The organism is Leptospira ainlahdjerensis (assembly GCF_016919175.1).
In the GTDB taxonomy this organism is placed as follows: domain Bacteria; phylum Spirochaetota; class Leptospiria; order Leptospirales; family Leptospiraceae; genus Leptospira; species Leptospira ainlahdjerensis.
In genome coordinates, this window is sequence record NZ_JAFFPU010000031.1 from 32,375 (window position 1) to 46,764 (window position 14,390).

Genomic DNA, 14,390 nt, shown 5'->3' on the forward strand with positions numbered 1-14,390 from the left:
CTCTCACTTTTTAGAATTTATAGCTTGCGAAAATCTGAAAACTCCTTTCCTAAAACAAATTCTTCTTTTTCAAGAGGAAACCGGTTCCGATACTGGCTTTCATGTTTCGAAATTTTCTCAAATTCGTCTTTTTACCTGTTCGTCTGATTTTCCAACTCGTTCGTTGGATTCGATTTCGATTCTTTCGAGGCAATCACTACTTTCTAGAGATTCCTTCCGAATTCTCAAACTACCGAAAGTCTTTCTTTATGAGACTACTTTCCTCCAAAGACGAGGATCTTTTTTTCACCGAATTCTTATTGGAATTAAAACTGCTCTCACAAATCCCCGGTTTGAAAAAAATTTCCATTCTGATACAACAACCCGAATACGGATTTGGAGAAACGCTGAGCATCGGAGAAAGACTTCAAATTTTGAAAGAATCCGGTATCGAACTCGAAGGTTTCGCTTTAACCGGAGGACTCAAATCTCTCTTTCTTTTAGGAATTTGTAATACTCGATTCTGTTCGGAGGCATCCGAATTTTTTCCGGTTCTTCCATCGGCCGAATCCTTCTTTTTCGGGAACGCCGGAAAAAAATGGGGAGTCAAAGTTGAGACCTTTCAAAGCGGTCCTTATAAATCCTTCGGAGAATCCTTTCAGAGGGATAAGTTTTCTCCCAAGGCAAAGGAGAATCTGGTATTTCTTCTCAAACAGATGACAACGGATCTGGAGAATCTCTTTCAACGTTATACGAAATTCTCGTTAAAAACATTCTCTGAACCTTTTTTATCAGCAAAGGTTTTGAAGGAAAGAAAGTTCATTACCGGATTCTTAAATGAAGAGGACTTTCGGGAGAATTTTCTCTACGAGGCTTATACAAACGAAGGAGAAAAACAAAAACCCATCACAAAGGAACTGACTCTTTCTTCCTTATATCGATTTACAAAATTAAGAAATTTTAAAGTATTTTCTCGCCGAGAACCGATCGTGGCGGTTCTTCCGTTAAAAGGAAATATCCACCATGATACTTTGGGAAAAGGGGAAGGAAAGACGGAAGGAATTTCGTATCACTCCGTAAAAAACGCCCTCAAAGAACTCAGAGAGGAAAACGCCGTGAAGGCGGTGATTCTGGAAGTAGATTCTCCCGGAGGGTCCGCCTTTGTTTCGGAGTTGCTCTATCAGGAAATCCTAAAGTTATCCAAGAAAAAAATAGTTTACGCGTACGTTCAGAACGTATCCGCGAGCGGAGGTTATTATCTTTCCTGCGCGGCTTCAAAGATCTATTCTTCTCCTTACAGTATTGTCGGGAGTATCGGAAGTATTTCCCTTCGAATGGATCTCAAAAACCTGTATTCTAAGTTAGGCGTAACAAAGGATCGAGTCGGATTCTATAAATACAGAGATTTACTTTCAGAATACGGACCGATCCACTCGGATTCGAAAAAACTCATGGAACAGGAAATCCGTGAATCTGAGGGTCTATTTTACAAACGTGTGGCGGAAGCTCGAAAAATTCAAGTTTCCACATTGGATCAAAGATTCGGTCAGGGAAGAGTTTTTACCGCGAGTCAATTTCTTAAAGACAAGATGATTGATTCCATCACTGATTTTTTAGGACTTGTGGAGGATATCAAACAAGAACTCAAAACGGAACGAGTTCAACTACAATACCTTCCGACCCTTTTTACGTTCCAGAGTTTTATAAAATCTTTGAGACCGAGTTTTTTAAGCGTGATGGGGTTTGGTAAGAATGGAATTCTTCCGTCTTGGATGGATGAAAATCTTACGAACGTGGAAGATACTTTAAAAAAGAAATTTCTTTTTTCGGAAGGTGAAATTCTATTTCGATCCAAGTTTTGGACTCAAGGATAATCATTTCGAGGCGGCCTTTGTGATTCGATTCAAAAGGGCTTCCTTTCCTCTTCCTTCTTTCGGAATTTCACAATAGGCTTCGGCGATTTTTTTCCGATCACATTCCACAAAAAAAGAATAGAGAAATTGCATATAGTCTTCGTTCGTAAAAACTTGAATTTGATAAGCGACATCCTTATAAAATCGAAATCCGATCTGAGCCGCGTCCTGAGGCACGTTCTCCAGACTTTCCGTTAGAATTACCTTACAAATCGGCGCGTAGTGCCTGTATTTGAGTCCGGGACTGATCGGGGCTTCCGTTGAAACATTCTGCGTTTTGTCCTTCGATATCAACACTTGAAGTTCCGGAAGAATTTCTTTCAGATCTTGAAAGTCGACAAATCCGGGACGAAGCAGGATCGGCGGATCGGACGTAAAGTCGATCACAGTGGATTCGATTCCTATCTTCGGTTCTTCCCCTTTCAGAATACAATCCACCTTCCCGGAAAATTCCTCTAAGATATATTCCATTTTTGTTAAGGACGGTTTTCCGGAAAGATTGGCCGAAGGGGCCGCGACGGGAACATTACAAAATTCTAAAAAAGAACGCGCCGTTGGATTGGATGGAATTCGTACCGCGACCGTCTTCAGATCTGCGGTAAAAAGGTTCGGATCTTTTTTTGGAAAGATTCCCGTAATCGCACCCGGTGAAAATTTTTGAAAGACGAGTTCGCCGGCCAGGTTTACGGAAGCACAAGCTTTCAGGGCGGCGCTATTCTCAACGTGAAGAATGAGAGGATTATCGGAGGGTCTTTTTTTTACTTCGTAAATTCTTCTACAAGCTTTGTGATCGAAGGCGGAAGCGCCGATTCCATAAACGGTTTCGGTGGGAAAGACGACGAGCCCTCCCCGAAGCAAAACTTTTGCCGCTTCCAAGGGAGAGTCTGTGATGAGAGTGTTAACCTTGTTTTCTGGCAACTTTCTCCGCGTGCTCGCGGTTTGCGTTTGCTTCTTCCGGTGTTTGTTGAGCGTCCTTTGCGGGAGCGTTCGGATCTTTTACCGGCTCTTTGATTTTTTCAACAGGAGGAAGTTTATTAGAAACCAATAATTCGAGGTAGTCGTTGATTCCAGGATCGTTGTCGCTGATCAACTGCCAGAAGGAAAATCCGCCCAAATCGTATTGTCTCAAAAGACTCATCTTGTCTTCAAAGGCTTTTCGGTTCATGTAGAACGCAACTCGATCACAACCTTCGGATTTATACCAAATGCTCGGATCTTCGTAGGTTTTTCCAGTATGAACCCAGGAAAACTTGGAAAGATTGGTCCAAGTGCTTGAGTTCTTTGTATTGGCCATAATCTGATCGATGTTAGTCGGCTGTCTGTGAACTCCCAAATCCTTTTTACGAACCGCGTCCATATAATAAACCGATTTGATCTTTGAGTTACAGTTGAGAGCCCAGTCGTAACCGTACGTCGGGATCGCCATATACAACTGACGAGAAGGAACTCTTGCTTTTGCGTATTCTATAATACTTTTGATCCAAGTGTTCGGCGCCTGAGGTCCCGGTCCCGGATTTCTATATTTGCGAGGATGAAGTTCGTATGCCATAATCTTAATACGATCCGCATACTTTGCGAGAAAGGCGTAGTCGTGTGTCATTGGCCCTCTCCAGTTTTCTGCATAATCCATCTTGATTTTTTCTTTTAGGCCTTTGCAAGCTTTGAAGGTTTCCTTTTTAGCGGGAGTTTTCGGATGAACCGCAACTGACAAAATTTTTCCGCGTTTGTGAACTTCTTTGGAAAGGATGATTATGAATTCTTCGAACTTTTCTTTTTTCTCGCAGCTCATCCCTTCGTAGTCGATATCGATTCCGTCGTAGCCGTATGTATCGAGTTCATGAAGAATGTTTCCGAGGTGTTTGTCTCTGATATCGTTACGTCCGTTCATTCCGATGTTCTCGGAAATCTTTTCGTATTTGTTTTCCCAACGAAAAATGGTGGGAATGATCTTTACGTTTGGGTTAAGTTTTTTGAGCTCCGCCACACGCTCGTGCTTTTGAGTACTTCCCCAACTGGAATAAAGATCACCGTTGTTGGTTTCGCGGCCCTTCATTCCATAGATAAAAGGATGGATTTCATTGTAGAGATGAACGGTCTTTTTCATCGCTTCATAATCCGAAAACCAAGTGGATGCGCGAAAGGTTGTATTCTCATCCGCCATAGGAAGCAAGGTCGCCTCCGGCATATCTCCGTCGTCTTTTCCAAAGGAGAAAAAACCGGATTTAGAAGAATCTGAGTCCGGGTTTGAGTTTGTGTCTTCAGTCTGATTGACAGGTTTGTTGATAAAGAAAAGATCTCGGATTCCGTCCATGATTCCGACGGAACTGGCTCGTACCGTTTCTGTTTTTGCAATCGTGGAGCTGTCTTTTTTGAGAAGATTGATCCCTAAAGAGAAAGAGAGAACGGATAATAAAAACCAAGACAGAGAATAAAATAAGATCTTCTTTTTAGGTTCTGAATTTCTCGGGAATGGAACCGGTTGACTGAGTCCGTCCGGAATTTTGTGTTTGTCTTCTTGTTCGTTTGCCATTGTGTTAACTGTTTTATTATCGAATCATAGACGTGGAAAATAAAGAAGTTTCCTTTCAGTCTTGGATTCAAGGATCCTCTTCCAGAGATTTCGAGGTGAGAGGAGTGTCAAATGGTTCTTTTTACAAGTTGACGAAATCCAAGGAGCAAGGGAAAAAACAGCTTATGCCTCTTTCGAAACCTTTGAAATTATTTATCGCCTTAAATGGATTCTTTCTCACGTTTCTGGTTCTCGCTGAAGTAACGGGTTCTAAACTTTTTGTCTCTTTCGGATTTACGCTTACGATCGGGGTGATTCCGTTTCCGATAACGTTTATCGTAACCGATCTATTGAACGAATACTATGGTCGCAAGGGGGTCCGTTTTACCACGCTCGTGGGGATGGTGATGATCTTTCTCGCTTATTTCCTCTTAATGTTGGTTATGTGGATCCCCGCGGCTCCCAATTCTCCTGTGGATGACCGTTCCTTTCACATCGTCTTTGGTAATTCAGGAAAGATCATCGTAGGTTCCATCGTGGCCTACATCATAGGTCAACTCTTAGACATTCAGATCTTTCACTTTATACGGGTCAAAACGAAGAATAAGTTTATCTGGTTGCGAGCCACCGGTTCGACAATCGTTTCCCAGCTCGTGGATTCCTTCGTCGTGATTTATATCGCCTTGAGCGGTGGAAAGCTGAGCTTTGAAGAATTGAACCAGATCTCTACGAACAACTTTATTTACAAATGCGGGGTCGCGGTCGCGATCACACCGATCCTCTACGGAGCTCATAAACTCATAGATTGGTATTTGGGTGCGGACGCAGAAAAGATGATTTTGGCGGCCATGCACGACGGTCGATCCGACGTGGAACCGATTTCTCCGGGTTGAAACGGGCAAACCTTGGATCCGGATCGATTCGAATTCTTTTTGACTTTGAAGACAGGGATTCTGCTTCTATCGGCTTTCATTCTTTTTTCTTGCGCTACGAAACCGGAAATGACATTTGAATCGGTGAAAAAAGGAGAGAATCTGGATCGGGTTCCTTCTATTTCTTTAGAAGAATTTTTTCAAATCTGGATTCGAAATCGAAAACATGTAAAAATTATGGTGAACGCTTACAAACTGTTCCAAGATTCAAAATTTGTCTATTTCGGCAAAAAAGAGTTCGGATTCTTTTCTTCCAACACTCATTTTTTTAAGATCGATCGGGAAATGTTGGAGAGAGAATTTCCGGCTTATGAAGAATTTGATTGTTCCGATCTAAAAGATCTTTTTTGGAAGCAGATTCTTCCCTTCGAGGATAAAGATTTTTGGAAGTCCTATCGGACGGTAGACAAAAACCGGTGCGGAATGAAATATCAGTTTTTCTTAATGAACCAAAAAATCGTTTTGGATGCGTATTGGGACCTGGAAAACTGTAGGGATTTGACCTCTCTTTCCGAAAAAAAGTATCGAGCAGTTTACGATTTGAAAAAGAAAAAGTTTCAAGAATGAGACGTTCTTTCTCACTCGAAATAGAACCAGATTCGATTCTTCCAAGGATCCAAAACAGAAGAATATTTCAAATCCTGAGTTTCCTTTGCAAAGCCGCGACTCAAAAGAAGAATTTCTAAATTCTCCCATTCTTCTTTTTGAATCTGAAAGGTTAAGGTTCCAGGACTGACCGGGCAATTTTTGGATTCCTTACTAAAAATTAGCACGGCCCCATTCTCCCAAAAAAGTTCGGAATGAGCCTGGGAGTTTTTTCGGATCTTGAAACCGAAAAGTTCCGAGTAAAGATTGGCCGAGACGGAGCAATCGGAAGATTGGAAATTGGAAGCGTAAAATTGGAGCATGGTTTTCAAATCCGGATTCTAAAAAGAAGAATGCGGATTCTTCCTGTTTAATTGGTTGTCTAAAGAGTAAAACCGAAAAAACTGGAAGAAGAATTTTTTGCGAGTAAAAGATGGCAACAGAAGATCAAAAGGATTACGTTCGAATTTTTGATACGACCCTTCGGGACGGAGAACAATGCCCCGGAGCCGCAATGACGGAGAATGAAAAACTCGAGATCGCAGCCCAACTCGCAACGATGAAAGTCGATATCATTGAAGCGGGGTTTCCCATTTCTTCCCCCGTTCAATTCCAAGCGGTAGAAAGAATCGCAAGGGAAACACCTGGTCCGATCATTGCTGCACTCGCAAGGGCGATGAGGGCCGACATCGAATCGGCGTCCAAGGCTTTGTTGCCCGCAAAAAAAAGAAGAATTCATACATTCATTGCGTCCTCCCCCATTCACATGAAATTCAAACTGGGAAAAGAACCCAAAGAAGTTTTGAAGATGGCGATCGAGGCGGTTAAACTCTGTAGAGAATTTGTGGACGACGTAGAATTTTCTCCAGAAGACGCGACTAGGAGCGAACCGGAATTCTTAAGAGAACTTTGTGAGGCCGTGATCGATGCAGGAGCAACGACTATCAACATTCCGGATACGGTCGGTTATACAACCCCGGCGGAATACGGGAATCTGTTCAAATTTTTAATTACGAATGTGAGAGGCGCTGAAAAGGCGATTTTCTCAGCCCACTGCCACAACGACCTTGGACTTGCAACCGCGAATTCTTTAGCAGCCGTTCAGAATGGGGCTCGCCAGATCGAATGTACGATCAATGGAATCGGAGAAAGAGCCGGAAATACCGCGATGGAAGAAGTAGTAATGGCGATGAAAACTCGAAAGGATACGTTAGGAATTCAGACTCGAATCAAAACCGAGGAAATTGCGCGCGCTTCTTATATTGTAAAAACGATCACAGGAATGCTCGTTCAACCGAACAAAGCTATCGTCGGTGCCAACGCTTTCGCCCACGAATCCGGAATTCACCAAGATGGGGTGATCAAACATAGGGAAACTTACGAGATCATGAAACCTGAAACAGTCGGGCTTTCTTCCAATCGAATGGTTCTTGGAAGACACAGCGGAAGAGCTGGTTTCAAAGACCGGATCGTAAAGCTCGGCTTTTCCCCCCAGACGGAGGAGTTGGAGGCAGCTTACCAGAGATTCCTAGAAATCGCTGATAGAAAAAAAGAAATCTATGACGAAGACATAAGAGCTCTTTTTTCGGACGAGACAAGAAAGTCCACGGGGGATCGTTATCAACTGGAAGGTTTTACGGTTTCGACTGGGACAAAGAGTACTCCAACGGCAGGAGTTAGAATTTCGATCGACGGTCATATCCGAGAAGAATCCGCAACCGGAGATGGTCCCGTAGATGCAATCTACAGGGCGATCCAAAAAACAACAGGGATGGACCCGGATGTTTCTCGGCTTGTAATCTCGCCCGTTACCGAAGGACAAGACGCAATGGCGGAGGCCTCCGTAACTTTGGAATACAAAGGAGAGAGAGTCGTCGGAAAAGGGAGCTCGACGGATATCATTGAAGCTTGTTCCAGAGCTTATATTTCGGCCCTGAATCGACTTTAGTATTTTTAGGAGTTTTTACTAGGATAGCTTGGAGGAAATGCAAATGGGTAAAAAAAACCTACCAATGGGTTTGGATCGAAATCGAGTTCTCTGGAAATTCGATTTTCGTCCAAATTTAAGGTCCAGATCATTCGGTATGTCCCGTGAAACCTAGGAACTCCTAGGTTTAAAGTTTCAACGATAGAATCTCCGACTCCAATCTCGTCCAACCATAGCATATAATTAAACAAAAAACACCTCGAGACTCCATGAGCTGCCGCTAAAGCACCTAACATCGCCCACGCGCCCGTATTCACCCGAATACTCATCTTTTTCATTTTTCCCGCACCCCAATTATACTGAATCTTCCCTGCCCTCCAGTGAAGCCTCTTCATCGAAGCAACATACTTTGTATATCTCCTCAAAAGATAGGGAAGCTTTCTCGAGAGAATTCTCCTCTCATCCACATCCAGGGTATTCCAATGAGAAAGAGGAATCAGAATCGAGTCCGTTCCCATTTCTCCTTCGATCAAAGCGGATTCAATTTTTCCCTGAGAGTAAGACGAGAGAAGTTCCATATCTCAAGACGGTTCTCCTAAGATCAGGCGCGGAAGAATCCTATCAAAAAAAAAGTAAAAATTCTAAAAAAAAGAACAACAAGGCTTCCGAAAGGAAACGAAAACAATCTTCTCTTCCTTTCTTCACAAAACCGGAATCCAAACAAACTGGAAATTTTCCTAATCTTTTCAACCCAGCGGAAGCCACATTTAGTTTGAACCCAAACCAACTAATCTCAAAACCAAAGAATTCTCTTGCCCGTTTTTGGGTCCGTTTTCAAGGTAGAAACCAAAGATTCTTTTTTTATACAAACAGGTTAGTTATGAAATATTCTGAAATTTTTCAACCGATCCAAATCGGTTCGATTACCCTTCCCCATCGAGTGATTATGGGTTCCATGCACTTAGGGTTAGAAGGAATGCCAATGACCGCGGAAAGAATGATCGCATTCTACGGGAGAAGGTTCGACGGAGGAGCTTGTTTTATTACGACCGGAGGAATCTCCGTCAATCAAGAAGGGAAAGGATCCAATATCTTTTTTAATTTCCAAAAAGAGGAAGATTGCAAAGAACTCTCAATCGTAGCCAACGCGCTCAAACCGAAGGGAGTTTTTTGCGCCCAACTCTTTCATGCGGGAAGATACGCCTATCACAGAGAACTCGTCGCGCCTTCGGCGCTCCGAGCCCCCATCAACCGATTTATCCCAAAGGCATTGACCGAAGAAGAAGCTTGGAGAACGATCGAGGATTTCGGAGATTCCGCCCTCAAAGCCAGAGAAGTAGGATTCGGCGCAATTGAAATTATGGGAAGCGAAGGTTACTTGGTGAATCAATTTTTCTCCTCCGTCACCAATCAGAGAGAAGATTTTTTCGGCGGAACTCCCGAAAAAAGAATGAACTTCGCCATAGAAGTGATGAAAAACGTTCGTAAAAAGGTCGGCAAAGATTATCCGGTTGTCTACCGTATGTCCGGCATCGACCTTATCCCCGGCAATCCCACCTTTGAGGAAGTGGTCCTACTCGCAGAAAAACTCAAAGAACACGGAGCCGACGCACTCAACATCGGAATCGGTTGGCACGAATCCAGGATCCCCACGATCTCCATGCTCGTTCCCAGAGGGGCCTGGGCCAAAATTTCGGGAAAGATCAAAGAAAGAGTCAAGGACATACCGATCATCGCTTCCAACCGGGTAAACATGCCCGAAACCATGAGTCGAATTCTTAAGGATCAAGAAGCGGATATCCTGAGTATGGCACGACCCTTTTTGGCGGATCCGGAAATTCTCAATAAGATCAAAGCGGATCAGGAAGAAAGAGTCAACACTTGTATCGCCTGCAACCAGGCTTGCTTGGATCACACATTCAAAGAACAGATGGTATCTTGTCTCGTAAATCCCTCAGCCAACCGCGAATTAGAAATCAGCAAATTAAAGAACGCTGAGAAAAAGCACGTTGTCATCATAGGCTCCGGCCCTGGAGGACTTGAATCTGCTAGAATCAGCGCGATCCGTGGACACAGAGTTACGGTCTTAGAAGCATCGGATAAGATCGGAGGACAACTCAATCTCGCGGCCCAAATCCCCGGAAAATCTGAATTCTTCGAAACGATTCGTTATTTCAAAAACGAACTCAAAAACCTTGGAGTTGAAATCCGATTCGGCCATCAAGCTACGTTAGACAGCATTCTCGCCCTAAAACCGGACGCAGTGATCTTCGCGACCGGTGTAAAACCGAGAGAATTCTCCCTTCCCGGAATCGAAAAAAAGAAAACCGCGTCCTATGCGGACTATCTTTCCGGAAAATTCATTCCCGGTAAAAAAGTAGCGGTGATCGGAGGTGGAGGAATCGGATGCGACGTCGCACATAAACTCACGGAAGAAGAAGCTCCGACGATCGATTCTTACTTTCATAAATACAATGTAATGTCTTATACAAAAGCGCAGATCCAACCCGAAAAATCCGATCGCAAAGTTTCCATCTTCCGAAGATCGGGAAAAATTGGATCCGGACTTGGGGCCACGACTGCTTGGGCCCTTCTTCAAGAATTGGAATCCAAAGAAGTCGGCTTCTATACCTCCTTGAGTTATAAGGAAGTTACCGACCAAGGTTTGGTCGTAGAAACCAAAAAAGACGGTCCCGTCACGATTGAATGTGATTCCATCATTCTCTGCGCGGGACAGTTGAGTGAAGTTTCACTTTATGAAGAATTCAAACAAAAGGTCTCGAATATTCCCAGCTTTCTCATCGGAGGAGCCAAGGACGCTTCGGGAATCGATGCGAAACGAGCGATGCTGGAAGGTTTTGAAGCGGCGCTTACAATCGGAGTAAACTAAACCGAAAAAAATATTTTTTTTAGCTCGCCTCTTCTCCTCCGAACACATTCAGGAACCGTTTGTGTTAGGAGGAGAATCTATTGTTCTCAAAATTCATCCCAATTCTCATCATTCTTTCCGCCCTTTCCTGTGAACCGGAATTCCAACCGGAAACGACCCGGGATCGGATTCTCGATCTTTCCGGAAACTGGGAGATCGAAACCAAACCGGAAGAATTTTCACCACCTTCCCCGAAAAAAAAAGAACCGATCCAAACCGTTCCGATTCCATCCAATCTAATAGAATGGAAGAAAACGCCAAACGAAAGCATTTTACTTCGGAAGAGAATTTTTAAAACGGAAGAGCAGGTTTTTCAAAGCCTTTGTTTAGGAAAGATTTCGGATCAAACCCGAGTCTTTTTCAATGGAACCGAACTCCAAGAAGAATTGTTTTCTTTCTACCAAAGCTCGGTCCCCCAGGGTTACGACCGAACTCGAATCTACACGATCCCTCAGTCCGTTATCCGGGAAGAAAACGAGATCGAAATAAACATAAAACCCTATTTCGAATACGAGTTTGGAATTCTTTCCGGCCCCATCGGCATCGGGCCTTCCTTCGAAATTTGGAAAGAATTTTGTTTTTCCGAGATCGGAGGACTTTTTTTGTTCTCTTCCTTTCTTTTGATAGGAGGATTTTTTATATTTCTCTCGGCGCGCGAAAAACGAAAGAATGAAAATTTTTACTTCGGTTTTTTCCTCGTTTTCTTTTCGTTTTACCAAATCTCGCTCAGCGAGTTCAAATATCTAACCGGTTGGCAGATTTTGTACTTAAAGAAATTGGAATATTCTTTTTTAGTGTTCTTATTTCCCCTGTTTTGCAGATTTCTCGGTTCCCTGCTGAAAAAACCGGAAAGAAGGTTCCAAAAAATTCTGGAAATCGGATCCGTTCTTCTATCGGGTTTGTTCTGGTTTTCTCCGAACGTATTGGAATTGGATCGATACAATCGTTACTTGCATCAGACGTTATGGGTCGGCTACGTCATTCTTTCACTTCAACTGATCCTTCCGAATCTCGGAAGAAAAAAAGAATCCGGGAAAATTCTTTTTGGAATTCTTTTTCTGGTTCTCTGTGTAGGAATCGACGCCCTATCGGAAAGAGGCAAATTTTCGATGATTCGCCTCTCCGGATTTGGAGTCAGCGGTTTTCTATTCTTTCTTACTTTGATCCTCTCGGATAAGTTTGTGGGGATGAAAGAAAAACTGAGAACATGGAATCAGGTTTTGGAAATGGGAATCCGTAAACGGACGAAAGAACTCACCCAGAGCCTTCAAGAAGTAAGAGCCCTAAAAGAACAACAAGACGGGGACTACTTTCTCATCACACTTCTCTTCCAGCCCTTTCTTTCCAAAGATAAACGAAACGATTTTGCAAAGATTGAAGTTTACAGAAGGCAATACAAACGTTTTCAATTTAAGAATCGCAACTACGAAATCGGAGGCGACGTGGTTCTAAACGAATCCGTTTTTATATCCGGAATCGAATATCAGGTACTGATCAATGCGGACGCGATGGGCAAATCCCTCCAAGGAGCGAGTGGAGCATTGATCTTTTGTTCTATCGTAAAAAGTTTTTTACAGACTCCCGATTACGAATTTCGAAGTCCTGAAAATTGGCTTTTTCACCTCTATAAAAATCTTCAGGCCGTATTCGAATCCTTCGACGGAAGTATGCTCGTTTCTTCCATTCTTTCGCTTTATAGAATCGAAACAGGAGATCTCTTTTTTCTAAACTGCGAACATCCCCCGATCGTACTTTTACGAAATCGAGAAGCGACCTATCTTTTGGAGGAAGTAACGCTCCGAAAGATAGGATTTCCATCTTCCGAACTTCCGATTCGAATCGAATCCTTTCAGGTTTTACCGGAGGACACGATTCTTTTCGGTTCTGACGGGCGAGAAGATTTGTTTTTATCCTTGGATGAAGATCCAACTCAAAAACAGAAAACCTCTTCTCCTGAGATCTTTTTCCAGACCGTGCAGGATTCGATTCCGAACCTGGAACATCTGGAGGGAAGAATCCGGACTTACGGAGAACTTTCCGACGACCTGAGTTTTCTTAAAATCCAAAGAGCCAAAGTGGAAAAGAAAAATCTTTCCTCCAACGAGTGGGGATTTTTACTGAAAAAAGGAAAGGAAGCGATTCAAAAAGAAGAATGGCAAAAGGCGACAGCCTACTTTGCGAAAGCTTCAATTCTTAAACCCTCTGATTTCCATCTTGCAAAGATTTGCCTTCTTTTGGCAAAAAAAACACAAAATTTCAAATTGATCCGACTCTTTTCCGAAAAGGTGGCACTTCGATCGAAAGGGTTGGCTCTAACAGGTTCGGAGCAAACGGAACTTTCCTCCATAATAGAGATTTCCGGAGGAAAAACCCCAAGCCTTCAAGGCAAAGTGATAAAAAAAGCCTCATAATCCGTCTCTATACAAATTTATTGTTGAAAATGTTTCAATTTAACATTATAAGTCATAATTAATTCATTCTTTGGAAAGAATCGAGCTTTTTTTAAGGAATGAAGCACAGTGGATCCGTTTCAAAATCTCCTATTCACTGGTTGCCGTCTAAAGCCAGCTCGCTTGCCGGGGTTGAATCCGATTCCTATTTTGTAAAACGGGAATTGGATTCCTCCCCGGAGTTTTATCTCTTGGGGGTGTATTTATGAATATGAAAATCTATTCCGGTGCGTTCACTTCCCCCAAGGTAGAACAACCTCCTTTGTTCGTTACTAAAAACGGGCTCAAGAAAAAAATCTCCGTTCAAGAGCCACAAAAGCTTTTGGAAAAATCCATCGCCTACAGCGTAGAAAAAAACGTACTTTTAATTTCCTATACGCTTCTCCTAGATCATACCGGAGATACTCGTCTCGCAGAAAATAGCTATCTACAATTTTCGGAGAGGTTTAGAGAAACATTCACACAAGACTCCTGGTTTTTTCTCTCGAACCGAATCGAAACCTTTCTCAAAGAATTCGAACAATCCAAATTGGATTTTCAGTATGAATCGGAATTCTGAATAAAATTCTGATTGAGTTAAACCGAGCTCAAATTACCCTGAAAAGTACTTAGATTCCGGTATTTTTCTGAACCCCGATTCCTGCCAGAATTTTGAATTTATCCTATTTGGAGCTATCCATGAAAACTAGAGTGATTACTTTCCATTACACCCTTCATGATACAGAAGGCAATCTGATCGATTCTTCCGAGGGCAAGGCCCCTCTTTCTTATTTGGAGGGAGTCGGTCATATCATTTCTGGTCTTGAGGAAGAAATGAAAAAGATGTCAACGGGGGAGAAAAAAAGAATCAACGTAGAAGCAGAAAGCGCTTACGGTTTGAAGGATCCGGATTTGATCTTTGACGTTCCAAGATCTCAGTTTCCTCCAAACGAAGATCTGCAAGTCGGAATGATGTTTCAAACGGACGAACCGGACAAAGTTTTTACGATCACTGAACTCCAAGACGAATCAGTAATTGTTGACGGAAACCACCCTCTTGCGGGAATCAATCTTGTATTCGACGTCGAACTCACCGAAATCAGAGAAGCGACGGACGAAGAAGTTTCTCATGGACACGTTCACGGAGAAGGTGGACATCACCACCACTAAGAGATCATTCTCCGCCA

Annotated in this window: 12 protein-coding genes; 8 read left to right on the top strand and 4 right to left on the bottom strand. The window is 42.9% G+C overall.

The features are described from left to right. Window positions 1–101 precede the first annotated feature (101 nt). Window positions 102–1,853 carry a S49 family peptidase gene (locus JWG45_RS08470; RefSeq protein ID WP_205279332.1) on the top strand — a complete coding sequence of 584 codons (1,752 nt, stop codon included), beginning with the start codon at window positions 102–104 and terminating at the stop codon, window positions 1,851–1,853. On the opposite strand, the gene JWG45_RS08475 is transcribed toward JWG45_RS08470, so the two are convergent. Together JWG45_RS08475 and JWG45_RS08480 are read right to left on the bottom strand one after the other, a co-directional pair. Continuing rightward, entirely contained in the window at window positions 1,854–2,810 is a 957-nt protein-coding gene (locus tag JWG45_RS08475) for an L-threonylcarbamoyladenylate synthase (RefSeq protein WP_205279333.1), read from the bottom strand. Beyond that, the gene (locus JWG45_RS08480; RefSeq protein ID WP_205279334.1) at window positions 2,791–4,422 is read right to left on the bottom strand and encodes a glycosyl hydrolase family 18 protein; all 1,632 of its coding nucleotides are present in this window, start codon (window positions 4,420–4,422) and stop codon (window positions 2,791–2,793) included. Before JWG45_RS08480 ends, JWG45_RS08475 begins: the two co-directional genes overlap by 20 nt. Before the next feature lie 164 nt (window positions 4,423–4,586). Here JWG45_RS08480 and JWG45_RS08485 point away from each other — a divergent pair, with 164 nt between their 5' ends. Further along, on the top strand, window positions 4,587–5,294 hold the full coding sequence (locus tag JWG45_RS08485) for a queuosine precursor transporter (RefSeq protein WP_205279358.1): 708 nt from the start codon (window positions 4,587–4,589) through the stop codon (window positions 5,292–5,294). A gap of 108 nt (window positions 5,295–5,402) precedes the next feature. Then, window positions 5,403–5,900, top strand: coding sequence for a hypothetical protein (locus JWG45_RS08490; protein WP_232380592.1), 498 nt, complete (start codon window positions 5,403–5,405; stop codon window positions 5,898–5,900). A gap of 11 nt (window positions 5,901–5,911) precedes the next feature. On the opposite strand, the gene JWG45_RS08495 is transcribed toward JWG45_RS08490, so the two are convergent. Beyond that, window positions 5,912–6,241, bottom strand: coding sequence for a hypothetical protein (locus JWG45_RS08495; RefSeq protein WP_205279336.1), 330 nt, complete (start codon window positions 6,239–6,241; stop codon window positions 5,912–5,914). 110 nt (window positions 6,242–6,351) lie between these two features. Between JWG45_RS08495 and JWG45_RS08500 the strand changes: the two genes are divergently transcribed. Beyond that, window positions 6,352–7,866: a 2-isopropylmalate synthase gene (locus JWG45_RS08500; RefSeq protein WP_205279337.1), complete on the top strand. Its 1,515-nt coding sequence runs from the start codon at window positions 6,352–6,354 to the stop codon at window positions 7,864–7,866. Window positions 7,867–7,871: 5 nt separating this feature from the next. Here the strand turns inward: JWG45_RS08500 and JWG45_RS08505 are convergent, their stop codons facing one another. Beyond that, window positions 7,872–8,423, bottom strand: a complete 552-nt coding sequence (locus JWG45_RS08505) for a DUF1564 domain-containing protein (RefSeq protein WP_205279338.1) — start codon at window positions 8,421–8,423, stop codon at window positions 7,872–7,874. Window positions 8,424–8,725: 302 nt separating this feature from the next. Here JWG45_RS08505 and JWG45_RS08510 point away from each other — a divergent pair, with 302 nt between their 5' ends. The 4 genes from JWG45_RS08510 to JWG45_RS08525 all read left to right on the top strand — a co-directional run bounded on the left by JWG45_RS08510 (window position 8,726) and on the right by JWG45_RS08525 (window position 14,373). Beyond that, the gene (locus JWG45_RS08510; RefSeq protein ID WP_205279339.1) at window positions 8,726–10,735 is read left to right on the top strand and encodes an NADPH-dependent 2,4-dienoyl-CoA reductase; all 2,010 of its coding nucleotides are present in this window, start codon (window positions 8,726–8,728) and stop codon (window positions 10,733–10,735) included. Between the two features lie 80 nt (window positions 10,736–10,815). Next, on the top strand, window positions 10,816–13,185 hold the full coding sequence (locus JWG45_RS08515) for a SpoIIE family protein phosphatase (RefSeq protein ID WP_205279340.1): 2,370 nt from the start codon (window positions 10,816–10,818) through the stop codon (window positions 13,183–13,185). A gap of 250 nt (window positions 13,186–13,435) precedes the next feature. After that, window positions 13,436–13,783 carry an LIC14007 family protein gene (locus JWG45_RS08520; protein WP_205279359.1) on the top strand — a complete coding sequence of 116 codons (348 nt, stop codon included), beginning with the start codon at window positions 13,436–13,438 and terminating at the stop codon, window positions 13,781–13,783. Window positions 13,784–13,902: 119 nt separating this feature from the next. Further along, the gene (locus tag JWG45_RS08525) at window positions 13,903–14,373 is read left to right on the top strand and encodes an FKBP-type peptidyl-prolyl cis-trans isomerase (protein ID WP_205279341.1); all 471 of its coding nucleotides are present in this window, start codon (window positions 13,903–13,905) and stop codon (window positions 14,371–14,373) included. Window positions 14,374–14,390: the final 17 nt, after the last annotated feature.